A 26,580-nucleotide genomic window follows, 5' to 3' on the forward strand; every position below is an offset into this window, starting at 1 on the left:
CTTACTCCACGAAAAGCAGCGCGGGTTGTTCCAGCAACGCACGCACCGCCTGAATGAATCGCGCCGCGTCCATGCCGTCCACCACGCGGTGGTCAAAAGACGAGGAAAGATTCATCAGCTTGCGTGCAACCACCGCGCCGTTGCGGATGGCGGGCCGTTCAACAATGCGGTTCACGCCCACAATGCCGACTTCGGGGTGGTTGATCACCGGAGTGGTGACGATGCCGCCCAAGGGGCCCAGGCTGGTGATGGTGATGGTGGAACCAGACAGCTCGTCGCGTCCCGCACTGCCGCTACGCACGGCCTGCGCCAGCCGCCCGATTTCGGCGGCAATGGACCACAGGTCGCGGGCTTCGGCGTGGCGCAACACCGGCACCATCAGACCGCCATCGCTTTGCGTGGCGATGCCGATATGAACGGCGCCATAGCGCGTCACCACACCTGCTTCATCGTCATAGCGAGCGTTGATCTGCGGAAAGTCTCGCAGCGCCACCACCATGGCACGGGCCAACAGCGGCAACAAGGTCAGCTTGCCGCGCGACTCACCCCATTTCAGGTTCAACTGCACGCGCAGGTCTTCCAATTCAGTCACATCGATTTCCTCGACATAGCTGAAATGCGGAATGCGGCGCTTGGATTCCGCCATCTTCTGCGCGATCTTCCTGCGCAGACCGATGACAGGCACCGCCTCTTCATCGTTGCGTTCGGCATAGGCCGAAGCGGCGCGCGCGCTGCTTCCCGAACCCTGCGATTGCAAGTACGCGTCCAGATCCTCATGCATGACGCGGCCGGCTGGCCCGCTGCCCTGCACATAACGCAGCTCTACGCCCAAATCCCAGGCGCGCTTGCGCACGGCCGGAGACGCGAGCGGCTTGTCACCCGGTTGACGCGCTACGACCGGTGCTGACGGCGCAGAGCGCGCAGCCGGTGCTTTAGCGGGCGCAGGCGACGGCGATGCCATGGATGCCGCAATTTGCCCGCCAACGCCACCGGCCGATGCAGACTGGCCTGCGGCGGCTTTGGGCGCTACGGCGGGTTCGGAAGCCGCCGGGGCGGAGGGCTTCTGTGCCGCGGCAGGCGCCGCGCCAGCCCCGGCCTTCAGATTGCCTTCGCCTTCCACTTCCAGGCGTATCAGTTCACCGCCCACGGCCATGACCTGGCCCACATCGCCGCCCAGCGCAATTACCTTGCCAACGACCGGCGACGGAATTTCTACCGTAGCCTTGTCGGTCATGACGTCCGCCAGCGGCTGGTCTTCGGCGACGGTGTCGCCCACCTTGACGTGCCAGCCTACGAGTTCAACTTCTGCAATGCCTTCGCCGATGTCCGGCATCTTGATGACATGAATGCCCATCTCAAACCTCCATCGCGCGTTTGAACGCTTCGCCAACCCGGCGCGGGCCGGGGAAGTACGCCCATTCCTGCGCGTGCGGATAGGGAGTGTCCCAACCGGTCACGCGCTCAACAGGCGCCTCCAGGTGATGGAAGCAGTGCTCTTGCACCAGGGCAATCAGCTCGGCGCCATAACCGCAGGTACGTGTGGCTTCGTGCACCACCACGCAGCGGCCGGTCTTTTTCACCGAGTTCACGATGGTTTCCAGATCCAGCGGCCACAGGCTGCGCAGGTCTATGACTTCGGCATCGATGCCGGTTTCTTCGGCGGCGGTCAACGAGACATACACGGTGGTGCCATAGGTCAGCACGGTCAGCGCATTGCCCGGCCGCACAATGGCGGCCGTATCCAGCGGCACGGTGTAATACCCCGTGGGCACCACACTGCCGGGGCGTCCCGTCCATGGCGTCACCGGACGGTCATGGTGGCCGTCGAACGGGCCGTTATATAGCCGCTTGGGTTCCAGGAAAATAACCGGATCATCGTTCTCGATGGACGCGATCAACAAGCCTTTGGCGTCATACGGATTGGACGGCATCACCGTGCGCAAACCGCAAACCTGCGTGAACATCGCCTCGGGACTCTGGCTGTGCGTCTGCCCGCCATAGATACCGCCGCCGCAAGGCATGCGGATGGTCATCGGCGCAATGAATTCGCCTACCGAGCGGTAGCGCAGGCGCGCGGCTTCAGACACGATCTGGTCCGAGGCCGGATAGAAGTAATCGGCAAACTGGATCTCGCACACGGGCCGCAAGCCGTAGGCGCCCATGCCTACCGCGACGCCCACGATGCCGCCTTCGGAAATCGGCGTGTCGAACACGCGCGAGCTGCCGTATTTTGTCTGCAAGCCCTCGGTGCAGCGGAACACGCCGCCAAAATATCCGACGTCTTGCCCGAACACCACGACGTTGTTGTCACGTTCCAGCATCACATCCATGGCCGAACGCAATGCCTGGATCATGGTCATCGGCGCAGAGGCCGGACCAGCGTTGTTATCGATTGCCATGATCAGACTCCGAGCTGCTGGCGCTGCCGGCGCAGATGCTCCGGCATGTCTTTGTAGACGTCCTCAAAGATGCTGGCGGCGCTGGGGACGTGACCGTCCACCAGCGTGCCGTAGCTTTCCGCTTCCTTCTGGGCGGCAACGATCTCGGCATCGAGCTCGGCGCGGACAGCGTCGTGCTCGGCGTCGGACCAGATGCCAAGGCTGATCAAATGCTTTTTAAAGCGCTCGATCGGGTCGCCCAACGGGAAGTGGCTCCAGTCGTCGCCAGGGCGGTACTTGGAGGGATCGTCGGAAGTCGAGTGCGGACCAGCGCGGTACGTCACCCATTCGATCAGGGTCGGCCCCAGATTGCGGCGGGCGCGCTCGGCGGCCCAGCGCGAGGCGGAATACACCGCCAGGAAATCATTGCCATCCACTCGCAGCGACGCAATGCCGCAGCCCACGCCGCGGCCCGCGAAGGTCGCGCCTTCGCCGCCAGCTATCGCCTGGAAGGTGGAGATGGCCCACTGATTGTTGACCACATTCAGGATGACGGGCGCGCGGTACACGTGCGCAAACGTCAATGCCGTATGAAAGTCGGCCTCGGCCGTGGCGCCGTCGCCAATCCAGGCCGACGCAATACGCGTATCGCCCTTGATCGCCGATGCCATCGCCCAGCCCACGGCCTGAATGAATTGCGTGGCCAGGTTGCCGGAAATCGTGAAGAAACCGTTTTCACGGTCGGAATACATGACCGGCAGCTGACGGCCCTTGAGCGGGTCGCGTTCGTTCGACATCAGCTGGCACATCATGGTCACCAGCGACACGTCGCGCGACAGCAGAATGCTTTGCTGGCGGTAGGTTGGGAAACACATATCCCCCTGCTCCAGCGCCAGCGCATGTGCCGAGCCGATGGCTTCTTCGCCCAGGCTCTGCATGTAGAACGAGATCTTCTTCTTGCGCTGGGCGGTCAACATGCGCCCGTCGAAGATGCGCGTCTTCAGCATGTTCCGCATGCCGGCGCGCAGCAGATCATTGCTGATCTCAGGCGCCCAAGGCCCGACTGCGCGGCCGTCGTCGTCGATCACCCGGACCAGGCTGTAAGCCAGTCCGCCGGTCTCGACCGCGGCAACATCAATGGGGGGTTTGGGCACCTCGCCGGGCGGCGACAGATGCAAATAGGAAAAGTCGGTCTTGCAACCCGGACGCCCTGTGGGCTCGGGGACGTGCAACTTCAACGGCCCATATTGGCTCATATTTTGTCTCCACGCTTGATCGTGTCACGCGTTTTTTTCCTACCAAGACATTGCCAAAGGCGTGTGACCTCAAGCGCTGCCATCGTCGGCCCGCGCATAGGGATATATATGCGTGGCCGTTGACGAATTTAGCACAGGGGACGGGTCGTGGAGACAGGCAAATCAGGGTTCGGGTGCGGGCTTGTTCAGACCGGCCCAGTCCACTCCGTCACAAAGTCGGAGAAGTTGGGCCGGTTGGCCGGCGGCACCGCGCAAGCAGGTGTGCCCACGGCCAGGAAGCCCAGGAAACGGTAGTCCAGCGAATCCAGGCCCAGCGCATTTTGCACGTCTTCGACGTAGGTGCCCATGCCCGTGCTCCAGAACGCGCCGTAGCCCAGCATATGCACGGCGTTCAGGATGTTCATCGTGGCGCAGCCGGCCGCCAGCAGTTGTTCCTGTTCAGGAATCTTCGTGTTGTCATGCGCAATCTTCTGCGCCAGACCGATGAACAAAGGCACCGCCGACATCCATTCACGCACCGACTTTTCTTTCTCGGGCGTCATGCGCGGATCACCGCTGCGCTTGACGGCTTCCAGCGCCACGTCGGCCAGCTTTCCGATAGCCTCGCCCTGGATCACAACAAACCGCCAGGGTCGCAAGGCGCCATGATCAGGCGCCGACATGGCGGCTTGCAGAATCTGTTCAAGCTCGTCGGGCTTGGGCGCGGGCGCGCGCAGAAACTTGACGGAGCGGCGTGTGGCCAGGGCGTGCAACGGGGTAGCAGTGGTGGATACGGTCATTGAGTCGGGCGCAAATGGGAAAGAAACAGATTCTCATATTAAGCGATTGCCGCAGCCGGGGCCTGTATCCCCCGCCCTGCAGCAAGGGCATCCATACCTGGTCTGACGCTGTTCAGCCCAGGTGCGTGTGCCGTTCCTGGCGTTCTTCGACCTGCATTTCGCTCAGGCCATGCAGGATGCCGCAGTTTTCTGCGTCGGGGTGCGCAGACAGGCAGCGCTGACGCAGCTCGGTCAACTGGGTCTTCAATTGCGTCAATTCCGCGATGCGCTCATCCACGTGTGAGATGTGCTCGTCGAACAATTCATTAATGGGGCCGCAACCAGATTGATGATTGTCGGCAAGAGAAAGAATGGCGCGGATTTCGTCCTGCGTCATATCGAGCGCGCGGCAGTTTCGTATTAGCCGCAGACGTTCCAGATGGGATTGCCCATAACTGCGGTAATTGTTCAAACCCCGGTCCGGGGCGGGCAACAGCCCTTCTTTCTCGTAGTACCTCACGGTTTCGACCGTGGTACCGGCCGCCGTGGCCAATTCGCCAATACGCATTGCTGCCTCCTGGATCGCATCCGATTGATTTAGGGGGTTGACCCTATAGTAACTCCAAGGTGTGGAATACGGTCATAGCTTATTGGGAGGCGATAGAAATGTCTTTACCTACGGTCAAACCACACGAACTTCAACCTTCGGGGCATGGCACTGCCTGCTGCAACGGCGACGGGCACGCGCATGACCAAAAGGGAAACGACGCGGCCATGGTCAAACATGACCACGCTGGACATGATCACACTGACCACGGTCAAGGACATGAGCACGCCGACCACGACCACGCTGGCCACGATCACGGCCATGACCACGCTCACGATCACGTCAGCGCCAACGGCGACGATCACACTCACAGCCACGCGGCACCGGACGCCGGCTGCTGCGGCCAAAATCACGACACGCAGAATTTCGCCTTTACTGGCGGCGCTGCCGCCGCAAGCACATTGACAGCCGGCCCGGGCCAGTTGCTGGCGCGCCTGCGCATCGGTCAGATGGACTGCCCGACCGAAGAAACATTGATCCGTAAAAAGCTCAACGCGCTCGATGGCGTGCATGCACTGGATTTCAACCTGATGCAGCGCATCTTGACCGTGGTCCACGCCGAAGGCGCGCTGGACCGCATCATTGCGGCCATCAAGTCGCTCGACATGACCCCCGAACCCTTGGCCGACGGCGCGGCGAACGCGCCCGCCCCCGAGGCCAAGCGCGTGAACTGGTGGCTGATCGGCGGCTCGGGCCTGCTCGCGGCCATGTCGGAGTTCTCGCACTTTGCAGATTGGCCGCTGGCGATCACTGCGGCGCTGGCTGTCGCCTCCATCCTGGCCTGCGGCCTCACGACGTATCGCAAGGGCTGGATTGCCGTGCGCAACGGCAACCTCAATATCAACGCGTTGATGAGCATCGCCGTCACGGGCGCCGTAATGATCGGACAGTGGCCCGAGGCCGCCATGGTGATGTTCCTCTTCACCATCGCCGAGCTGATCGAGGCCCGGTCCCTGGACCGCGCCCGCAACGCTATCCGGGGCTTACTGGACCTGGCGCCCGAAACCGCCACGGTGCGGCAGGCTGACGGCAGCTGGGCCGAAGTGCCGGCGGCACAACTCCAGGTGGGCGCTATCGTCCGTGTGCGCCCGGGCGAACGCATTGCCGCCGACGGCATCATTGTCAGCGGCAGCTCAGCGATTGATCAATCGCCCATTACCGGTGAAAGCCTGCCCGTGGAAAAGGCCCAGGACGACCCCGTCTTTGCGGCCACCGTGAACGCGGCGGGTTCGTTCGAATACCGCGTGACGGCTGCGGCCGGCAACACGACGCTGGCCCGCATCATCCACGCCGTGGAACAGGCGCAAGGCGCTCGCGCGCCCACCCAGCGTTTCATCGACAAGTTCTCGCGCATCTACACGCCAGCCGTGGTCGGCGTAGCCGTACTGGTCGCGGTGCTACCGCCCTTGCTGTGGAGCCAACCCTGGTTTGACGCGATCTATCGCGCGCTGGCGCTGCTGATCATCGCCTGCCCCTGCGCTCTGGTGATCTCGACTCCGGTCAGTATTGTCAGCGGCCTGACGGCGGCATCGCGGCGCGGCATTCTGGTCAAGGGCGGCGTGTATCTGGAAGAAGGCCGCAACTTGAAGTGGCTGGCGCTGGACAAGACCGGCACGTTGACCCACGGCAAGCCGGTGCAGACCGATCTGCAAGATTGGGATGTGTCCGATCAGACCCGCCACCCGGCCGCATTGATCGCCGCCAGCCTGGCTGCCCGCTCGGACCACCCCGTCTCGCTGGCCGTGGCTAATGCCGCCCGCGATGCAGGCACCGCGCTGCTGGACGTTGACGCCTTTACCGCCCTGCCCGGCCGTGGCGTCAGCGCACAGATCGACGGCGTAACGTTCCAACTGGGCAACCGCCGCCTGATGCGCGAACTGGGCGTGTCCAGCCCCAAGCTGGAAGCGCGTCTGGATGAACTGGAACGCCAAGGCAAAAGCGCCATCGCGCTGACTGATGGCAGCCGCGTCCTGGCACTGGCCGCCGTGGCCGATACGGTCAAGCCGACCAGCGCGGCCGCCATTGCCGACCTGCACTCGCTGGGCGTGCGCACCCTGATGCTGACGGGCGACAACACGCCCACGGCCCAAGCCATTGCCAAGCAAGTTGGTATTGATGAAGCCCGCGGCGATCAACTGCCCGAAGACAAGCTGGCCGCTATCGAAAGCAAGCTGTCGCAGCAAGGCAAAGTAGGCATGGTCGGCGACGGCATCAATGATGCACCCGCCCTGGCTCGCGCCGACATCGGTTTTGCGATGGGCGCAGCGGGCACCGGCACAGCGATTGAAACGGCCGACGTGGCTCTGATGGACGACGACTTGCGCAAGATTGGCACCTTCCTGCGCCTGTCGATCGCTACGCACCGCGTGCTGATCCAGAACATCGTGATGGCGCTCGGCATCAAGGTGGTGTTCCTGGTCTTGGCGATGACAGGCCACGCAACCTTATGGATGGCGGTATTCGCCGACGTGGGCGCGAGCCTGCTGGTGGTTGCCAACGGCCTGCGTTTGCTGCGGGCGGCTAAGTAGGATCTGTAGGAAATCGGGCAGGCCCGGCCAACTGATGGCCGGGCCTGCCCGATTTTGCGCCGCATGGATGGGCGTCAGCCCGTCTGTTCTTCCTGCGGCCAATCGCGCAGCACCGGGGCATCAGGCGCACCGGGACCGACATCGCGCAGATGATCGTGTTGCAGCAGCGCCATGCGGTAAGCATCGCGATAGTCGCCGTTGGAAAAGAACTCTTCGCGCAACAGCCCTTCAATCTGGAAACCGCAGCGTTCATACACGTGAACCGCCGCTGTGTTGTCTTTATCGACCACCAGATAGACCTTGTGCAGGTTCAACACACGGAAGGCATAACCCACCGCGATTCGGGTAGCCGCTTTGGCGTAACCCCTGCCCTGATAACTGGGCGCAATGATGATCTGGAATTCGGCGCGACGGTGGATGTAGTCGATTTCCACCAGCTCGACCAGGCCTGCGGGTTGCCCGGTGTCGTGCTCGATGATAAAGCGCCGCTCGTTCTGATCGTGCAAGTGGCGGTCATACAGGGCGACCAGTTCGTCGTAGGCCTCGTAGGGCTCTTCGAACCAATAACGCATGATGACGTCGTTATTGTTGATCTTGTGCACAAAGTGCAGGTCGCCACGCTCCAGGGGGCGTATTTTGATATCGGATATTACCGACATAGAAACCTCCGAAAGTGCGGTGATTATATTCGAGCGCGCCCCGTAATGCCCAATTCATGGGAGTCTTGATATTTTATTGAGTATTTATGCTGCCCTTAGGCCATAAATGGCTCACAAGCATTGATACACCTCATTCTTGTATTTTTATTTTCAGTAAAAACGTAACGTAGTACGACGTAATCTTGAGCATTTCAGGTGTACCGCCCACGCAGGTTGCGACCTTGCCCGACACATGCCCGAACGGCCCCCACTGACACTTATTTGTCATCCTGCATATTGCTTCAAACGCCGCCCTCTTCCACTATTCGTCTCACATCCGATAAAGGGGAAACAAACATGCACATTCTGGTGGCTGGCTTCCAGCACGAGACCAATACCTTTGCGCCTTCCAAGGCGGGGTACGACAACTTCGTTCGCGGCGAGGGCTTTCCGGCCATGGTTCGCGGCGAAGCCATGCTGGCGCTGCGCTCGGTCAATATTCCTGCCGGCGGTTTCCTCAACGCCATCCAGGCTCAAGGCCATACGGTGCGCACGGTAATTTGGGCAGGCGCAAGCCCTTCTGCCCACGTCACCTGTGACGCGTATGAACGCATCGCAGGTGAAATCCTGGACGCAGCCCGTGCAGAACGCTACGACGCCGTCTATCTGGATCTGCACGGCGCCATGGTCACCGAACACCTGGACGACGGCGAAGGCGAGCTGCTGGCGCGTGTGCGTCAGATCGTCGGACCGGACGTACCCGTTATCGCCAGTCTGGACCTGCACGCCAACGTGACGGCGCAGATGCTGCAAGAGGCCGACGGCCTGGCTGCTTTTCGCACCTATCCGCACGTAGACATGGCCGATACTGGCGAACATGCGGCGCGGCTGCTGTTGGCCCGCATTGCTGCGGGCGGCCAATGGCACCGCCGTGAACGCCGGCTTCCTTTCCTGATTCCGATCAACGGCATGTGCACCATGCTGCAACCGTCGCAAGGCGTCTATGAGCTGCTGGCGCAACTGGAACAGACGCCAGGCGTCACATCCATCTCGTTTGCGCCAGGGTTTCCCGCAGCGGATTTTCCGGAATGCGGGCCGGTGGTGTGGGCTTACGGAACCGATGCCACGGCAGTCGAAAGGGTCACCGAAACGCTGTATCAGCGCGTGCTGGAACTGGAACCGCAATGGTCGCCCGATTTTCTGAAACCCGCTGAAGCCGTGCGGCAAGCCCAGGCGCTGGCTGCCGGCGCGTCGCGCCCTATCGTGATTGCAGACACGCAAGATAACCCCGGCGCGGGCGGTGATGCCAACACAACAGGCATGCTGCGCGCGCTGGTTGAAGCAGACGCGCAGAACGCGGCGCTGGGTCTGTTCTTTGACCCTGCGGCCGTGCAGGCTGCAACGGCTGCCGGCATAGGCAAGCGGGTGAAGTTACGTCTGGGCGGCCAGTCTGGCGTGGTGGGCGACTCCGCCTTTGAAGGTGAATTCATCGTGGAAACGCTTTCGCCCGGCAAGCTGCGTTTTGACGGCCCGATGATGCATGGCATGGATGTGGATCTGGGTGCAGTCGCTGGTCTGCGGATCGGCGGCGTGCGCGTGGTGGTCAGCGCCAGCAAAGCGCAGATGCTGGATCGCAACCTGTTTCGCGTCGGCGGCGTGCAGCCCGAAGACATGGCGATTCTGGTGGTGAAGAGTTCGGTGCATTTCCGCGCCGACTTCCAACCCATTGCGCAAGAAGTGCTGGTGGCCAAAGCGCCAGGGCCGATGCAAGCCGATCCGGCGGACCTGCCCTGGACCCGCCTGCAACCCGGCATTCGCGTGCGGCCGCTGGGGCAGCCGTTCGCGGAGCGTTAAACAAGCGGTCAAAACGGTAACGGGCAGGAGCGCGTCAAAGCGCCCTGCCCGTCTGTGACCCGTGCTTCGGGTTTTGCCGATGCTTCGGCTTATGTCAGCGCCTTGCCTGATACCGGTGCCCCGGCATTTGCACGTGCTCCAGGTGTTACCTGCCCCCGGGTTTTCGCCGCGTTAATTCAGCTTGCCTTGCGGGCTGACAAAGTCTTCCAGCGTCAGCCCTTTTTCTTTCAAAATGGCTTCCAGCAAGGGTTGCAGCTTGCCCAAGCTTTCCTGGACGGTCTCGCGCACGGTGTCGACCACCACCTGCGTGCTGCGTTCGATTTCGATATTGACGAAGTCACCCACTTGCTTGTCTTCAAACACCGTCATGCGGCGGGTTTCGGGGATCAGCCAGACTTCAAACCAGCCTTCTGTACGGTTGACTTCCGACACGGTCAGGCTGGCGCCATTGATGGCGATGTACCCCTTGGCGAAGACGTACCGGCGGAAAGCTTCCGGGATGCTAAAGCGCATCAGCCGGTTGGTGTCGGACGACTTCACCATGATCACTTCGGACGTGAAATCGACGTGGCCGGACAAAGGGTGGCCGCCGATTTCTGCGCCATCCTTGGCTGCGCGCTCCACATTGGCGCGGTCGCCTTCTGAATAGCTGCCCAGCGTGGTGATGGCCAGGCTTTGCAGCATCACGTCAAAGGTGGCCTGGTTTTCAGACAGGATTTCGGTGACGGTCAGGCAGACGCCGTCTGTTGATACGCTGGCGCCTATGGCCAGGTCAACGCAGAAACCAGGGGGGAAATCCAGCGTGAAGGTGCGCAGGCCTTCGCGATCCGCGATTTTCGCGATCTTCGCGGTGCCTTGAACAATACCGGTGAACATACAGATCCTGAATACGGGGCGGCAGGCCCCTGGACTAAAACATCAACGTTAACCGATATTTTGCCAGGAACCGCCCCGCATACGCCGGGTGGCAAGCGCCACCCGGCGCGCGATCAATGACGAATCGCGATGGTCTTCAAGCTGGTGAAGCCATACAGCGCTTCAAAGCCCTTTTCACGGCCATAGCCAGACTGGCGCGAACCGCCGAAGGGCAGTTCCACGCCGCCGCCCGCGCCGTAGTTGTTGATGAACACCTGACCGGCGCGCAGCTTGCGGGCCAAGCGCATCTGACGGCCGCCGTCGCGGGTCCAGACGCCAGCGACCAAGCCGTACAAGGTGCCATTGGCGATTGCCAGCGCTTCTTCCTCGGTGTCGAACACCATGGCGGCCAGCACGGGGCCGAACACTTCATCCTGCGCCAGACGGCTGTTGGGCGGTACGTCGCGGAACAGCACGGGCGGTTGATAGAAGCCAGCCTCGGGGGTGCCTTCCTTCAGCTTGCCGCGCGCGGCAACCTTCAGCCCTTCGGCCTCGGCTTCCGCCAGGAAACCGCGCACACGATCGTGCTGACGGGCGTTGATCAGCGGGCCCACGTCCAGGTCTTGCGCGGCCGCGCCAGTGACAGTGGCCGAAAATGCGTCGGACAGGCGCTTCAACACGGTTTCGTACACGCCGCGCTGGATCAGCACCCGGCTGCCCGCAGAGCAGGTCTGACCGGCATTTTGAATAATGGCGGCCAGCAACACCGGCAGGGCCGCGTCCAGATCCGCGTCGTCAAATACGATCTGGGGCGACTTGCCGCCCAATTCCAGCGTGACCGGCACGTGGTTTTCGGCGGCTGCGTGGGCCACCATCTTGCCCGTTTGCGGCGAACCGGTGAACGAAATGTGATCGATGCCGGGATGCGCAGTCAACGCCGCGCCCGCTTCATGCCCGTAGCCCGTGCAGATATTGAGCGCGCCTGCGGGCAAGCCCACTTCAGCCGCAATTTCGGCCAGCTTCAACAGCGACAGGCAAGCGTCTTCGGCGGGCTTGACCACGCAGGCATTGCCCGCAGCCAACGCCGCGCCGACGCTGCGCCCGAAAATCTGCAACGGATAGTTCCAAGGCACGATGTGGCCCGTCACGCCATGCGGTTCGCGCACGGTCAGCACCGTAAAGCCCGGGGTGTAGGGAATGGTCTCGCCGTGCAGCTTATCGACGGCGCCAGCGTAAAACTCAAAATAGCGAGCAACCGCTGCGGCATCCGCGCGAGCCTGCTTGATCGGCTTGCCGGTGTCGGCGGATTCCAGCTGCGCCAATTCTTCCTGGCGGTCCAACAGCGTGAAGGCGATTTTCATCAGCAAACGGCTGCGCGCAGCAGGCGCCATCTGGCCCCACTCGCCTTCAAATGCTTGCCGGGCGGCCTGAACGGCCTGGTCTACGTCCGCTTCGCGGGAACGAGCGATAGCCTCGAACGGCTGGCCATCGGACGGGTTCAGGACGGGAATGGTTTCACCGGTGGCGGCGGCCACCCATTGGTTGGCGATAAAGTTCTTCTGAGTCACGATGTGCGCAGTAAAGTAGCGGCCGGACGGCCGGTTGCAGAAAAGCCGCCGGCACGCGCGCAGCGTTCCACGCACATGCGAATGTGCGGAAAAACGGTGAGTGTGCGGGGGCCCATAGTGGCGTGGTCTCCTGGCGCATCCGGCAGGCCGGTTGCGCCGCCTGCGCGTCATGCGGCAGGCGATGTGGTTTTATGGCAAGTTACGGGAGGCCGATGTAACTTGTCAATTGAATTGACAGCCTTTATCCCAAGCTTCAGGATATTTTCTTGATGCCTGGGGTAATCCCTAATAATTCAGGGGCTTAGAGTGCACTACTCCCCTGGCCATGCTTGTCACGCAAATTGACAAGCCTGGTTTTTTTCTAGGACCGCGCCAATGACCGATGTGCGTGACCCGCAGCTGGAATCGCTGCTAAACGCCGCCAGCCGCCCCCGTCCCGAACTGGACGTACTGGCAGAGGTGGCCTCGGGTTTGGGCTATGTGCGGGCAGAGCGTTTTGCCGAGCGCGTTTATGAAAGCCTGTTCTATGCGATTGCCACTGGCAAGATCGCGCCGGGCAACAAACTGCCTGCGGAACTGGAACTGGCCGCGCTGTTCGAAGTGTCGCGCCCCGTGGTCCGGCAAGCGTTGGACCGGCTGCGCGAAGACCAATTGGTGGAGTCCATCAGAGGCTCCGGCAGCTATGTGCGCGCCAAGCCTGACCTGATGGGCGGCATGCCCGCCGTGGACCCCGCCCGCCGGGTCGGCCACATTCTGGAAGGTTTGGAACTGCGCATGGTGATCGAACCCGAGTGCGCCTACCTGGCCGCTCTGCGCCGCACCAGCGATGACTTGCGTGAAATGGACCGCATGCTGACCGGCTATGAAGAGGCCGACGCGTCGGGCGCCATTGCCCACCACCATGACTACGGATTTCATCGTGCGATTGCCGCCGCCACCAGCAATCAGCGCTTCGTGCAAGTGCTGAAATCGCTGGAGTATGACGTGAGCCACGCGGTCAACGTCATGCGCCATCTGGTTCACAGCGAACCCTGGAAGCGCACCCGCGCCGCCATTGACGAACACCGGTACATCTACCGGTTGATTCAGGAGCAAGATGCCGAAGGCGCCCGCAACGTCATGCGGGCGCACATCGAGAAAGCGAAGAGCCGCATGCTGAACAGCGGCTCGGAGCATTGATCAGGTCAATCCTGTTTCAACGCGCGGCGCTCCGCCTCCGTCAAGCTGGCCAACCCTTGGGCATCGAAGTTCTGGCCGTTGCCCACCAGTTGCACCAGATTGGCGGCGTCGTAGCGCACGGTCTTATCCGGCGCCTGAGCGCCGGGCGCAGGAGTGGCGGGAGACGGGCCGCCGCCTTGCAGCGGCTCGGCGCCAAAGCCCAACACCTGCACCGTGAATATCGACGCCTGGTTCTGACGCGCTTCCGCGCGTGAGCGCTGGGCAGTGTCTTGCGCCGCCGCGGCCGCCGAACTGGCGGTGGCGCTGGCATTGCTCAAGGCCGACACATTTACCGTAGCCATCGCCGGAATGCCCGTCGACTCGCCCTGCCCCTTGATGTTCTCGGCGTTGACCACCCGCAATGCCGCAATGTTGGCGTCGCCAGAAAAACGGATACCGGCCTCGCCTGCATCAATGGTACCCAGCGGCGCGATCAGGTCAATATCGCCCGCCGGCACTTCCGGAATGGGTGCAAGCGTTGCAATACCCGCACCAGTGCTGGGCGCATTCGACGACACCGTCACATTGCCCCATTGGTCATACACGCGTTTGGGCGGTGTGTAGACGATGGTGGATTTGGAGCCCCGCCCGGCGTTGATGTCGCCTTCTGCGGACCACCCCAGCACGCTGCCGCCAAAGGTCGTCATGATGCGGCTCTGGCCCAGCAGGATGCTGCCCCGTGAGTACAGTTGAATGTCGCCCGCGCCCTGCGTGACGATGCCCGGGGTGACGTTGCCTTGCACCACCGGCGCTTCTCCTTCCGTACCGAAGACCTGCGCGCCGCCCGGCGTCAACATCTGGATATTGCCGCCGAACAAGGTATTGACGCCCGCCGACCCATATAGCGTGATGCCGCCCAGATAGACGCGCGGCTGGCCATCAGCCGTGGTCTGCGGGAACAGCGCCGAAATGGCTTCACGGCCGCGCAGATAGCTGCCAAACCGAACCCCGCCAGCCTCGTTGTATTCCCGGCCGCCTGCGCGCAATTCGGCGTAGTAGACCTGACGGGCGAAAATACCGCGCTGCTCGGGCGCCAGCGCCTGGAATGCGGCCAGCGCGTCTTCGTCGGCGCCGGTGTAGCCATGACGTGTCTGCATCCAGTTCACAAGATTCAGCTGGCTGGCCTGCTCATAGTCGGCGGCTAACACGCGTCGCGGTTTGGAACGATCCGCATCGCGACTAGCCTGTAATTGGTCCAGAAATGCCTGCGCCCCGCCTTCGTCTCCTGCATAGCCGTGCTGCTCACGCAGCCACTGCGCCAAGGTCAGTTTTCCGCTATAGAGTTTGACGGCGCTGCCGGGCCGGTCGGCCAGCGCCGAACCGGCTGGCAACAGCTTGGCCGAATCCAGATAGCGCTGCAACAGGCCCTGGTAATCCGGACCGGCTGCGCCCGCGCCCGCCACCATGACGATGTCTGCGCCGGGACGTGTGTCATTGACGGCAACAGCGCCCAGGCTCGCGACGCTGGCGCGGTCGTCCATGCGGATGTCGCGGCCGGCGTTGATTTCCAGCACACCCGGCCCCGCCACGTTGAAACTGCTGTAAAGAATGTCCCGGCCAGCGGACACCAGCGATACATCGGTCAACAAGTTGTGCACGAATAGATTGCCGATCGAACTGCCGCTTAGTTCCGACGCAAGGCTCGATGGCTGACCCAACAGCGTGCCGCTGCCGACAATATCGCGTCCGGCCATGATGCGCACCGGACCCGCACCGATGTAGGCATTTTGGCCATCCCTAAAGGTCATTTGCTCACCCACGCGCAGACCAACAATGTCACCCGCCGCTGCGTAAAAACGCGCGCCTTGCCCGCTGCTGTTGCCCGCCGCGGTATCGTCCGCGTAAGCAAACAGGGGATAGCGCTCGCCCGTGACCGTAAGGCGCGCGGCGCCCTGATTGTTGATGACGACAGTGTCGCCGTCCGGGCGTCCGACAAACCCCGGCTGCATCGGCGTAGCCAGCGCACCGGCGGACGCGCTGGACATGCTCACGGGATATCCGCTGCCATACAGCGATTGCCCCGCCAAAAACGCGAGTTCGCTGCGCGCAGAAGGCGCCAGCACAATGCCGTACTGGCTCAAGCTCATCAGGCTGCCACTACTGCGCGACAAGGCAGAGCCACCGTAATAGATGCTGCCTTGCGCCGCGACCACACGCAAGATAGACGGGTACACGAAACGGCCGTCGGTCGGCGACGCATCGCGTCCTTCCAGAATGGCATTCGGCTGGGCGTTGTTCGTTTCGGCAGACTGCGTGCTGGGCGTGACATTGCCGCCCGCGGAGAAAAGATCAATCGCGGTATGCGGCGTCCACAATGAAAACCAGCTGCTGCCCCCGCCCAGATACGGCGTGCCGTTATCCAGCGTGAACGGCTGCGAATTGCGCTGAGGCGTGCGCCCGGCATCGGCCGCGGCGCCTACCACCAGGTCGCCTCGCGTGTTCAACACCATGGCACTGTCGCCCGGCACCAGAATAGGTCCGCCCGTCGCGCTGCCCATCGTTGCCGTGTAGACATCGAAGGAGCGGGTTTCGCGCGAGTCATTCAGCGCGCGTTCGCGGCTGAACTGAAGGTCAATACCGCCCAAGGCGCCTGCTTGCAACTGTGTAGCGCCGCGCAGATTGACGATGGCGCCTTGCAGATCATGCACGGGCAGGCTGACCCGACCGTCAAAATCCAGCACGTTGCGCGCCGCCAGCGTGGGATTTATGCCGCCGCCAACCCGTAGCGACAAGTCTCCGCCCCCGGTCAGGTGCAGGGCGCCGTCCGCGCCCACCCGCCCGGTACTGCCAATCGCCAGCACCAGCGATTGGCTACGCGGATAGCGCTGCTGCGCGGACGTCGTCGAGGTATCCCCCCGTTGCTCGATGGCCCCGGCGTCCTGGCCGACACGCACATCCACATTCCCGCCCCCCAAGGCGCCGAACCCCGTGAAGCCCACTTGGTTCGTGGACGCGTTTGATCCCGATCCCACTGTGGCATAGGTGCCGAAGTTGATCCACCATGCAGTAGGCAGGGCGTGCTGGCCGGACAGGGTCTGGCCCGAACCCTGACGCCATAACCAGTTGCCCAGAGCGCTGCTGGACGCCTGCGTCAGATCGTTGGTAGACAGCGCGCTGTTGTATTGAGCCAGCACGTCGCCGATCAGTTTGCCGCCGGCAGACAGAATCACATTGCCGCCATGATCCGGATACCACGCCTGGTAGATGCTGTCCGCGCCACCATCCGTCATGGACTCATACATGCCGGCCCTGTCGAGCAGCACCTTGCCATCAACACCCCTGCCACGCGGCTGGTTGTACGAGCTATCCACAGTCGTGGCCGTGCCCGCGGTGTACACGCCGTAGAGCGAATCCATGCGCAGGTCGCCCGCCGCGGCCAACTCCAGATCGCCCGTGCCTGTGCGCAGCACGCTAGTGCGCGAACCGCCCCGGGCAAGATCGTAGTCTGCGCTGGCCACCTGGCAGAACTCGGGATATTCGGAGCACATGCTTGGCCACCCGCCTGCCGGACCTGTATTGAAATCAATCGGCAAACCCACCAGTTCCGGGGCGCCCATATCGATTGCCCCTTTTTCCGTCCAGACATAGCTGGATTGCACTTCGCAGAACTCGGGATACTCGGAGCACATGCTTGGCCACCCGGCCGCAGGCCCCGACTCGAAATCGATAGGCTGACCCGCCAGCTCGGGCGCCCCCATTTCCGCAGCACCCGCTACCGTCCAGACGAGCTTGCCGGCGGGGGTCGCGTTCATCCCGTAATGGGTGTCGGCCAGCCGCAAGCTGCCATGGGCCGCGTTCGGATTGGTCAAACGCGGGTCCGCCGCGCCCAGGTCGGCGCCGGCCACCAGTTGCAGTGACCACGACTGGCTGCCCGCTGGCAGCATCTGCGCCAACGCCCAATTGCGTCCGTGATTGCCGTCCGCATCCGCCGGACGCAATGCAATACTTTCAGCGCCGCCCAGCTTTACATCCGTCATCGATGGAATGATCGAACCCGCTTTCAGCGCGAGCGTTCCCGCCAGTTTGACCGTGGTCACCGCCAGTTGAGGCGGCCTGGGCGCAGACGGCAACGGCACACCCGCCGGCCACGTCATCGCCGCTATCGCAGTGTCGCTTACCAATCGAGAACCCGCGCCCAGTTTCATGCCCGCTGTCAGCGCCGTGTCCTGCGCCAGAATCGAGCCCGCGGCATGCGCAACGCTGCCATCGGCATTGAGAATATCGCCCGATAGCGCGGTGCCTGCGGCGAACGTTGTCGCCCCATTCAGCGTGGCGACGGCGGGCAGCACCGTTCCCACCTGCATCGTCATGGCCTGGATGGGCAAATCAAAGTTCAGCACCTTGCCGCGCTCGAATGCCGTACCCTCGTGCAGCGTGACGTTGCCCCCCGGCACCAGCACGTCACCGCCAAACGGCTGCACGCCTTCAACCAGCAGCCAGCCGCCATCGTCCTGCGTGGCAGGCGGTGGCGCAAAGCCATCTGTAATGCTGCCGTAGACGTTCAAGTCGCCACCGGCGCGGATCGACAAGCCGCCCGGTTCGCCCGCGCCATAGCCGGGCGTACCGGGCAAGGCGCCTGCTACATAGGAACGCACGTTGGGGTTGACGCTGGCATACCGGTATCCGGACAGGTCAATATCGCCCTGCACGACGAGATCGCCGTCTGCGGTCTTGCCGATGAGTTCCAGGCCGGGACGCAGATGGAAGGCATCGCGATATGCCGCATTGTTCAACCCCGCCAGCTTGCCATTCATGAGCGTGCCGTTACCCAGCGCGGCATTCATGAAGGCCGAACTTTCAGCGTGGCGGCGGTCCAGATATGCCTGATCGATGACTTGGTACGGGCGGCCGTTGACCGCAACGTCCGCACTGTCCGGCGCTTTGTCGTCCCGCTGCACCGCATACACGGCGATTGAGCGCGCGCCTTGAATGTCCAGCCCGCCGCGCGCGTCCACGGCAATATCGCCATGGGTGGCGGCGCTCGGCGTCAAACTGGGATCGTTGTCGGCTGCCAGGTCGGTGGGCCGCCCTTGCGCGTCGATGCGCGGCGCATACAGCGCCAATGTGCCCAAACGGCGTCCATCGTGCTGCCCGGCGGCATTGCCGGCTACCGCAGCCGTCCCATGACGCAAGTCGATGCGCGCGCCGCTTGCCAGCGTCAGCACACCATCGCCCGAGCGCAATTCCACGATCGCGCGGTTGGGGCTTTCGATGATCTTGCCGTAGCTGTCCACGCGCAGCGCCGAAGCATGTGCGTCCAGCAACGCATTGCCGGTCAGCGTCAGCCCCTGTTTGGCCGCCAGGCGGATCGCGCCTACGCGTTCGCCGCTGGCGTCGATCACGCCAGCCACCGTCAGGCTGCCGTTGTCTACCGACACATTGACCTCGCTCGCTTTGACCTCACTGCCGATGACCAGGCTTCCCTGCTTAAGCTGGAAGCTGCGCCCCCCGAACACCTGCCCATCATTCAAGCGCTGGTTCAGGGCCGCGAATTCCGTACTCAGCGCGCCGCCCAGGTTCTGGGCGCGGATATTCACGCTGCCTGCACGGTACGGCACCCACGTGCCGCCCGCATCGTAATGGCCGCTGGCGCCACCAAGAATGGCGCCTTGCAGCGCTACCACGCCCGCTGCCGCGTCTAGCGCCACGGCCTCGATCGAGCCGGCCTGGTTGTGCTGCGCAGACACGTCGATGACGCCTCCCGCCGCCTGCACGATGCTGCCGTGCAAGCTGGCCAGCTTGACGTCGCCGCCCCAGCTGTATCGGGTGACGTCGTTGAACACAATCGCGCGACCAGCCAAGTCCAGGCGGGACGCGCCGGTCAACGTCAAATCCCGATCTGCCTTAAGCGTGAGTTTGCCGCTGGGCAGTACCACTGTGGTGTCTACGATCACGTCCCGCCCGGCCAGGCTCAGTTCGCCTCCCATGGCGCTGGCATCAAGACCTGCCGGGGTCTGTGCGGCAGCGCCTGTACCCGAGGTGGCGCGCAACGTGCCCCCGGCAGACATACGAGTGACAGAAGCTGCCTGGCCGGTCAGTAGCGGCGACACCAGGTTCAGATCACCGCCCGTATAGTCGTAGCCCTTGCCCGCGACATAGGCGCCTTGCTTGTGGTGCACCGCCAGGCCGCCTTCATGGTTCGCCGTGATGCGTTCGCTGGCGTTCAGGTTGACCGTGCTGAAACCCAGCGCCACGCGCTCGTGCGAAACCAGCGGCTTGACCTGCGCGCGCTTGGCATACCCGAGCGTGATGCGTTCCGCGTCGATGTTCAAGACTCCATCGCCATCGCCCGCCCCTCCGGTGATGACCGCACCTGGAGCCTCTTCCGAACCGTTCCAGATCAAGCTGGCGGTGCGCAGCGTCACCGTATTGGCCGCCGAACCGGCGCCATAGAGTGCTGGTGTGGTCAACACCAGATCCTGCAAGCGCGACTGGCCGTTGGCGTCATACGTGTCCAGCACCACATCGCCGTAGAAGCGCATGCCATCCCGCGCAGCCAGGCTCAGTGTTTCCAACGCTGGCGCGCCCAGATCGGTGTCGCCACGCAGCAAGCGGTCCAACAGGTTCTGATTCAGCGTCAGCCCTGCCGGCAGCTTGCCTTGCGCGTCCAGGGACGCCAGGTTCTCGGCGCTGCCGGCATTGATGCCGCCCACGGCCAGCGCCAGATGGCGTGTGCCATAGCGCACCGCGTCGGTCAGTTCAAAACCACGATAGGTCGCCATGGCAATGGCGCCTTCGGAGTAAAGCCGGGTGCTGCCCGCGCAGACCGCCTCGCACACGCCGATGCGTATGCTCGCCGGCGCTTCATTGATCAGGCTTGGGTTGAACGGGTCATTGGCCAACATGTCCACCCGCCCGTTAGACACCGCCAGCACGCCGCGTGATCCGGGCGAGAAGACATAACCGCGCGCCGAGTCCTGCGTGGCCGCGCCCTGGCCCAACGTGATGATGCTGGCGCCTTGCTCCACCGTAATGCCGCTGACACTCCCGGCAGCAACCAGGAACACTGCAGGCGCCACCAGGGTTGCGCCGCTGCGCATGTAGATGTCTCTGGTCGCGCTATCCCTGAACGCCAAGATATTGCCGCCTTGCCCGTACAGCACCGATGCCTCGCCGCCGATGCTCAAGCCGCCCGCGGCAATCGCGTTCAGGTCCGCATCGCGCAGCGTGGCTCCTGCAAAACCTGGGGTGCGCATTGCGCCATCCGCGACGATCTCGATACTGTCGCCCTTGTAGACCCTGGACGTGCCGCGCTCACCGCCCTGCGCGCCATCGCTCTTTACGACGCCGTCAAAGCTGAACGGCCGCTCCAGAGGCGTTTTGCCAAAGACCGGCGTGTTCAGATTGATGTGCAATCGTTTGCCATCCCCGGGCAAAAGGACGGCGGGCACTCCCAGCCGCGCCGCATCCGCCAGGGCAAATGCCCCCAAGCCCATCTCGTTGTATTGCGAATACGTCCGCAGCACGTCCGCTGGCGTCAGGATGACTTGGCGGGCGAGCACATCGCGCACCCCGGTGCCTGCGGTGGACAGACGAGCACTGGCGCTGAAAGAGCCGTTGCGCATAGCCAATGCGCCAAATCTGGAATCGCCTGTCACATCGCCGTTGATTTCGACGCGGTAGGCGCCGGGCAGCAAGGCATAGGAGGATGGCATCAGCGTGTACGTGCCTGCCGGCAGGCCAGCCACGCCGGCCTGCAGAGTAATCTGCCTGCCCACTGCCGGGTCCACAGCCGCGTCGCCCACAGGCGCTTGGGGCGCCTGCGCCCCCGGCACGATGGCGTACACGGGATTGCTGGCCAGGCCGGGCAATGTGAAGCCGCCGTCCGGCCCCATCTGCACCAGGGGATGGTAGCGTGCATCGGTCGAACCGCCCCGGCCCGACACAAACCCTGCGCCCGTCAACTGGCCGCCGCCAGAAATGTCCACGACCGCGCCCGCCGACACCTGCAACGATTCGCTCTGCAAGGTCAGGGTGCCCAGCGCCCCGTTGATAAACAAGGGTTCGATCGACTTGCCGCCGTAGGTATACGCGACGCCATCGACCGTGCCGCCGTAAGGCATGACCAACCCCGCGCCGCTGACCGAGGTCAGGCTGCCCGGGAGCAGATTTAATTGCCCGCCCGAGGTGTTGCTATTACCCAGCAACAGCGTACCCAAAGGCGCGCGCAGCACGCCCCCCTGGTTGATGACATCGGCCTCAAGCGTCAAGCTGCCAAACGCCGAGTGCGGCATGGCAGGGTCGGCCAGACCAACGCGAGCCACGTCTATCCGGCCCGCGCGCAACATGCCTTTGGCGTTAACGGCGGGATAGATTTGCGCGGCCTTTACATCCAGCTGGTTTTTGGTTGCCAGAACGGAAACGCCTTCAATCACGTTCGCCGCCAGGAACCGGATGTCGCCCGTGCTGTGCAAGGCGACGCGTTCAAATCCGCGGCGATCCACACCCTGGGCGTCCGTGGGCGCAGTGACGGCCTTGGACCCGCCAACACTCACGGCGTCGCGCAGATCGATCAGATTGGCCTGAACGGTAAACAGCCCTTGCGATTGCCTGGCTGACCCGGCGATCACGGGCGCGAAGGCGCCAACATAGAAGTCCGCAAGCGGACGCTTGTGCTCGGCCAGGCGCACATAGGGTGCCGTCACTGTTACCCGCGTTGCAGGGTCCGCGCCATTGGCCAATCCGATGGTGCCCGCATACAGCGACACACTGCGGCCGGCGGCCAGCGTGACGTTGTCTCCAAACGTCAGCGTGGACGCCAGCAGACTCACGGCATCAAAGCCGCCGTTCTGGATCATGTCTGCCGACACGCGCGCATTGCCATAGGCCAGGTCGCCGCCCGCCAGCGCCGCAATCGTGCCGGGCGCGCCTTCAGGCAGACGCTCGCTTGAGATGATCATTTCGCGTTGGGCGCGAACACGATCCGGCACGGTCATTCTTGTGGGGTATCTGTCGCTGTCCAGGCCGATGCTCAAGGTGCCGCCCGCCGCGCCCGCGCCTCCTGCATGCGCAATCAGATCGCCTTCCAGGTAGAGGCCGCTGCGCGTGGCCACGCTGATATGCCCGCCATCGCCTGCGACGGCAAGCGCGGGCGCGCCGCTCAAATCCAACACGGCTTGCGCGCCCGAAGCTTGCACGCGTGCGCCGCGCTCGATCAATACAAATTGGTCGGCGCCGTTGGTCAGCCCGGTAGCAGCATCAATTTCGCCCCCCACCACGATACGGCCGCCGTTCCCGGCCAAGCCATAGCGCCAGCCGCGCGCATCCACCGCGGTGACGGCGCGAGCCGATGCGTCCAGCACGGCCTGCTGGCCGACGCGGATGGACCGGTTGTGACCGGGCGTGCGCGCAAGCTCGTCCGTCGTGCCGTCCAGGCGGACCTGGGTCAACACAATGTTGCCGCCCCAGGCATTTAACTGGCCGTCCACGCTTAGTTGACCGGCGCTGCCCAACGAGATGGTCTGGCCCGGGTCCACGGACACCACGGCGCCTTGGCCTACGTTCAACAAGGTATGGTCCAGCTTGTCCGCGAGCAGCCCAAGGGTTCCCGCCTGCATGCTCAGACTGGCGCCCCGCCGCTGGCCCATGGCGCGCGTTTTGGTCGACGGCTGATACAGCTCCGGCAACACCCGTTCCAGTACTTGCGACGTGTTGGCGCCTCCGGCGATACTGCGCGCGCCATCAATGGCTTGCAGTACCGGCATGGTGACATCAACCACGGCGCCATCCGCCATCAAAAGTTGCTGGTTGGCGGTCAGGTCGTATGAAGAAAACCCTTTGTTGAAGAACCCGGCGTCCAGCAACAATGTGCTGGAGCCCGCGTCCGCGGGCAAGCCGCCGCCCACCTGTATGCGCGTTGTCTGCAGAGTCAGCTTGCCGCCGCCCGACACGCCCTCGCCGTGCAGTTCGCCCGCCAGCGTCAAGCCGCCGTCGTCCGGCAAGGCCCCTTCCCGCACCAGTGACACTGCGCGCAAGGTCACGTCGCCGCCTTTGCCTCCGCGAAGTTTGCCGTTGGCCTGCATGGCAGCGCCCGACGAGACATCGATTACGCTACCCGGGTCCAGTGTCACATCATGACTTGCGCGTATCGTGACGCGCCCGCCATTCAGATATGGCAGATCCTGGGTATTGGCGGGACCCTGCAGCAGATTGCTCCACAAACCGCCTGCATCCAGCACTGCATTGCGTGTCAGCGTGACCACGCCTTTCGCTGCATCCGGATTCGCGGGGGTATCCGCCGGACCATTGGGCAAGGTCTGGTTCAACACATTCCCCAGAACAATGTTGCCGCCGCGGGCAGTCAGCCCTGCATCCACCCGCACATCGCTGCCGTATAGCGTGATGCTGCCGCCCGTGGCCACTTTCAAGGCGCTTTGGACATTGATCTCGTCCAATGCCGCGACACGGATGGCCCCCAACGACAAGCCATTCAACAAGCCCGTGTCCAGCACCAGCTTGCCATCACGGCCAGCCGGCAATACCGTCGCCAAATCCAGGTCCGATGCGATGCGTTCGGGCGTATCGGTCAGTTCCACTTTCTTTTGGAGAGCGGTCAAACGGTAGTCCAATGCCCCCGTGGCCTTGTTGAACACGGGGGTGTAGCTGCCCACGATCAGTTGACCGCGCCTGGCCACGGCGTCATGTGGCAGCTTGTAGCCGTCAACCGCCGGCTCGGCCCGGGTCTGCCGCGCGCCCTGGAACGCTACGCTGGCGATGTCGCCTTCCAGCACTGCCGAAGCCGTTGCAATCACCAGCTGCCCGGCGTCGCGGCCCACGGTGTAGCCCTCTTCGTAGCGGCGCTTGGGAGCTAGCAACGGAGAGTAGTAATACGTGGTGGCGCTATCGCCCCAGCGTTCGTGCTTGTCTTCGTAACCTTGATAGATTCCGCTATAGCGCAAATCACCAGGGGCCTTGGATGCTTCATATAAGCGTCCGTCGGCCCCGCGCAGCCAGGTCTGGTTTAGATAGCCAGACTGCACATCCAGCGTGCCGCCGGACAGATTGATGTTGGACCCCTTCTGCGTCACAAGCTCTTTGCCGGTGAAGCTGACGGTGCCGCCCTGCGCCATCCACTCGCCCACTGTGTGGCCCTGCGTGCCCAAATAACCGCTGACTTCCAGCAAGCCCCCAGCCGTGTACCACCGGTCGCTGTCGTAGCCATTGGTGCCCTTCGGTACCAGCACCAGCGTACGGCGATCAATCCACACATCCTTGCTGTTCAAGGCCTTGCCGTCGCGGTTGACAGGCGCATCCCGCTGTTCGTTACCCTGCACATTGATCTGGACGTTATTGCTTTCCATCGCCAGCGTCACGCCCACCGCGCCAGACACGTCGATCAACGCGCCTTCGCGCACCAGCGTGCGCTGCGCGGCGGCAACGACGATCTGGCCGCCGGTAGCCAGCGTCAGCGTATCGCCGTGGAAGTCCACCGTGCCGCTGCTGTTCAGTTCCAGGCGTGATTGGTCGCGGAAATCCACGACGCTCACGATGTTGTCGCTACTGAGCGACACGGGCGTGCGCAAAGCGTCCCGCTGCCCGTCCAGTGCCGTGGTTTTGTCACCGGCTTCAATGACAACCGCCGTGACCGCACCGGGCGCCAGCACAATGCTGCCCGCCGAGCCCAAGGCGTTCAAGTGCATCGTGCCGCGAGTATTGACGGTGGTGGTCGCGAGCGCCACGCCCTGCTGCCGAAGATCGCGGCCAGTCAATGTCACATCGCCTTCGCGTGCTTGGATCAGGCCAGTATTCAGCACCTGTCCAGCGTCTCCAGCCGCATTGAATTGCGGCGTGACTTCGGTTCCGCGTGTCGTCGATGTCAGATTGCCATCGGTGCCCAAGCCTTTCTTGATGACGAAGCTGTCGCCCGCAGCCAGCACGGTCTGCCCCTTCGGCGTGGCGATATCGCCGGCATTGCTGACAGCGTTGCCCAGCAGCAGCACATAACCGCCGCCCTGGGTCGACGTGCTGGGGTCCGCCGTAGCAATGCGTGCGCCTGCCTGGACCTCGATCTTGCCCTGCGCATTCGTGAACGCAGCCAACGAGGCCGGACTGAAGATGCCGTTGCTCCTGAACTGATCGTCAGTGATGTCCGTTGCAGCCGCGATCAGGTTGCGGGTGCTGACCTGACTGCTGCCGCTAAACACAATGCCGTTGCGATTGACCACCATGACAGTGCCATCGCCTTTGATCTGGCCTTGGATCTGGCTGGGACGGGCGCGGGGATCATTTACACGGTTCAACACCGCCCAATTGCTTTGCTGCTTGAAATCCACCGTGGTGTTGCGCCCCACGTTGAACGTCTCCCAGTTCAGGATCGCGCGGTCGGCGGTTTGCTCAATGGCCACATTGATGCGGCCATCCACTTGCGACTGCACGGGCGCGCCAGCTCTCTGCCAGTCTGCTGTCAACGCATTGCCATCGACCTTCAGGCCGCCGTCCGCCAGCCCGTCCGGCACGCCGCCAGCCAACAGCGCAGCCTGCCGGGCGGCAGCTTGCGCCGCCTGCTGTGCGGCGATGCCGCGTGCCGCCACGTTCAGATTGTTGATCGAGCGTTGCAACTGAGCGTTGGCCTGTTGCTGCTGATCGCGCTGGCTGGCGGTCGGCACCAATGGCATTCCATTGGGCAGTTTGCCGGTAGACCCCGCCGCATTCTGCACGGCGCCCTTGGCGGCAAACCACCCCGAACTGAAGGCCGTCTGCGCCTGCGCGCCGTTCATCACGCCACCTGCTGCCAAGACCAACGCAACGGCCCGGGCGATAGGCGCCATCCGAAAGCTGCTCTCCGCCGTATAGGCCGGTTGACGATGGTTGCCGCTGCGCCCGCGTGTGCTCATGAGATTCCCGCTCAATCGTTGAAGTGAGTCTGAAAAAGGTGCCAATACGCTAGGACGAGCGGGATGGCGGGAATCCTCCAACTTTTT

Annotated in this window: 13 protein-coding genes and 1 pseudogene; 4 read left to right on the forward strand and 10 right to left on the reverse strand. The window is 63.3% G+C overall.

Annotation, left to right across the window (positions count from 1 at the left end):
* Position 1 precedes the first annotated feature (1 nt).
* The 6 genes from RAS12_RS10115 to RAS12_RS10140 all read right to left on the reverse strand — a co-directional run bounded on the left by RAS12_RS10115 (position 2) and on the right by RAS12_RS10140 (position 5,310).
* A complete protein-coding gene (locus RAS12_RS10115) occupies positions 2-1,354 on the reverse strand; it encodes a dihydrolipoamide acetyltransferase family protein (RefSeq protein ID WP_306947880.1) in 1,353 nt (450 codons plus the stop codon).
* A gap of 1 nt (position 1,355) precedes the next feature.
* On the reverse strand, positions 1,356-2,399 hold the full coding sequence (locus tag RAS12_RS10120; RefSeq protein ID WP_046804595.1) for an alpha-ketoacid dehydrogenase subunit beta: 1,044 nt from the start codon (positions 2,397-2,399) through the stop codon (positions 1,356-1,358).
* Between the two features lie 2 nt (positions 2,400-2,401).
* A complete protein-coding gene (locus RAS12_RS10125; RefSeq protein WP_306947885.1) occupies positions 2,402-3,634 on the reverse strand; it encodes a 3-methyl-2-oxobutanoate dehydrogenase (2-methylpropanoyl-transferring) subunit alpha in 1,233 nt (410 codons plus the stop codon).
* 185 nt (positions 3,635-3,819) lie between these two features.
* Positions 3,820-4,413, reverse strand: a complete 594-nt coding sequence (locus tag RAS12_RS10130) for a nitroreductase family protein (protein ID WP_306947887.1) — start codon at positions 4,411-4,413, stop codon at positions 3,820-3,822.
* A gap of 112 nt (positions 4,414-4,525) precedes the next feature.
* On the reverse strand, positions 4,526-4,960 hold the full coding sequence (gene cadR, locus RAS12_RS10135) for a Cd(II)/Pb(II)-responsive transcriptional regulator (RefSeq protein WP_306947889.1): 435 nt from the start codon (positions 4,958-4,960) through the stop codon (positions 4,526-4,528).
* 104 nt (positions 4,961-5,064) lie between these two features.
* Positions 5,065-5,310, reverse strand: coding sequence for a hypothetical protein (locus tag RAS12_RS10140; RefSeq protein ID WP_306947891.1), 246 nt, complete (start codon positions 5,308-5,310; stop codon positions 5,065-5,067).
* Between the two features lie 111 nt (positions 5,311-5,421).
* Between RAS12_RS10140 and RAS12_RS31160 the strand changes: the two are divergent.
* Together RAS12_RS31160 and RAS12_RS10145 are read left to right on the forward strand one after the other, a co-directional pair.
* Positions 5,422-5,586: pseudogene (locus tag RAS12_RS31160) on the forward strand (cation transporter); the annotation flags it as partial.
* Between the two features lie 120 nt (positions 5,587-5,706).
* On the forward strand, positions 5,707-7,527 hold the full coding sequence (locus RAS12_RS10145; RefSeq protein ID WP_503366822.1) for a heavy metal translocating P-type ATPase: 1,821 nt from the start codon (positions 5,707-5,709) through the stop codon (positions 7,525-7,527).
* Between the two features lie 74 nt (positions 7,528-7,601).
* On the opposite strand, the gene speG is transcribed toward RAS12_RS10145, so the two are convergent.
* Positions 7,602-8,186 (reverse strand): spermidine N1-acetyltransferase, encoded by a 585-nt coding sequence (speG, locus tag RAS12_RS10150; protein WP_306947895.1) that lies wholly within the window; start codon positions 8,184-8,186, stop codon positions 7,602-7,604.
* A 336-nt stretch (positions 8,187-8,522) separates the two neighbouring features.
* Here speG and RAS12_RS10155 point away from each other — a divergent pair, with 336 nt between their 5' ends.
* Entirely contained in the window at positions 8,523-10,019 is a 1,497-nt protein-coding gene (locus tag RAS12_RS10155; RefSeq protein WP_306947896.1) for a M81 family metallopeptidase, read from the forward strand.
* A 171-nt stretch (positions 10,020-10,190) separates the two neighbouring features.
* On the opposite strand, the gene RAS12_RS10160 is transcribed toward RAS12_RS10155, so the two are convergent.
* Both RAS12_RS10160 and RAS12_RS10165 read right to left on the reverse strand, forming a co-directional pair.
* Positions 10,191-10,895, reverse strand: coding sequence for a riboflavin synthase subunit alpha (locus RAS12_RS10160; protein ID WP_306947898.1), 705 nt, complete (start codon positions 10,893-10,895; stop codon positions 10,191-10,193).
* Between the two features lie 113 nt (positions 10,896-11,008).
* Complete coding sequence (locus RAS12_RS10165) at positions 11,009-12,442, reverse strand: aldehyde dehydrogenase family protein (protein ID WP_306947900.1); 1,434 nt, start codon at positions 12,440-12,442, stop codon at positions 11,009-11,011.
* A 375-nt stretch (positions 12,443-12,817) separates the two neighbouring features.
* On the opposite strand from RAS12_RS10165, the gene RAS12_RS10170 reads away from it, so the two are divergent.
* On the forward strand, positions 12,818-13,621 hold the full coding sequence (locus RAS12_RS10170) for a FadR/GntR family transcriptional regulator (protein ID WP_306947902.1): 804 nt from the start codon (positions 12,818-12,820) through the stop codon (positions 13,619-13,621).
* Positions 13,622-13,626: 5 nt separating this feature from the next.
* Here the strand turns inward: RAS12_RS10170 and RAS12_RS10175 are convergent, their stop codons facing one another.
* The gene (locus RAS12_RS10175) at positions 13,627-26,493 is read right to left on the reverse strand and encodes a filamentous hemagglutinin family protein (protein WP_306947904.1); all 12,867 of its coding nucleotides are present in this window, start codon (positions 26,491-26,493) and stop codon (positions 13,627-13,629) included.
* Positions 26,494-26,580: the final 87 nt, after the last annotated feature.

This window comes from Achromobacter seleniivolatilans (genome assembly GCF_030864005.1).
Taxonomy (GTDB): Bacteria; Pseudomonadota; Gammaproteobacteria; order Burkholderiales; family Burkholderiaceae_B; genus Achromobacter; species Achromobacter seleniivolatilans.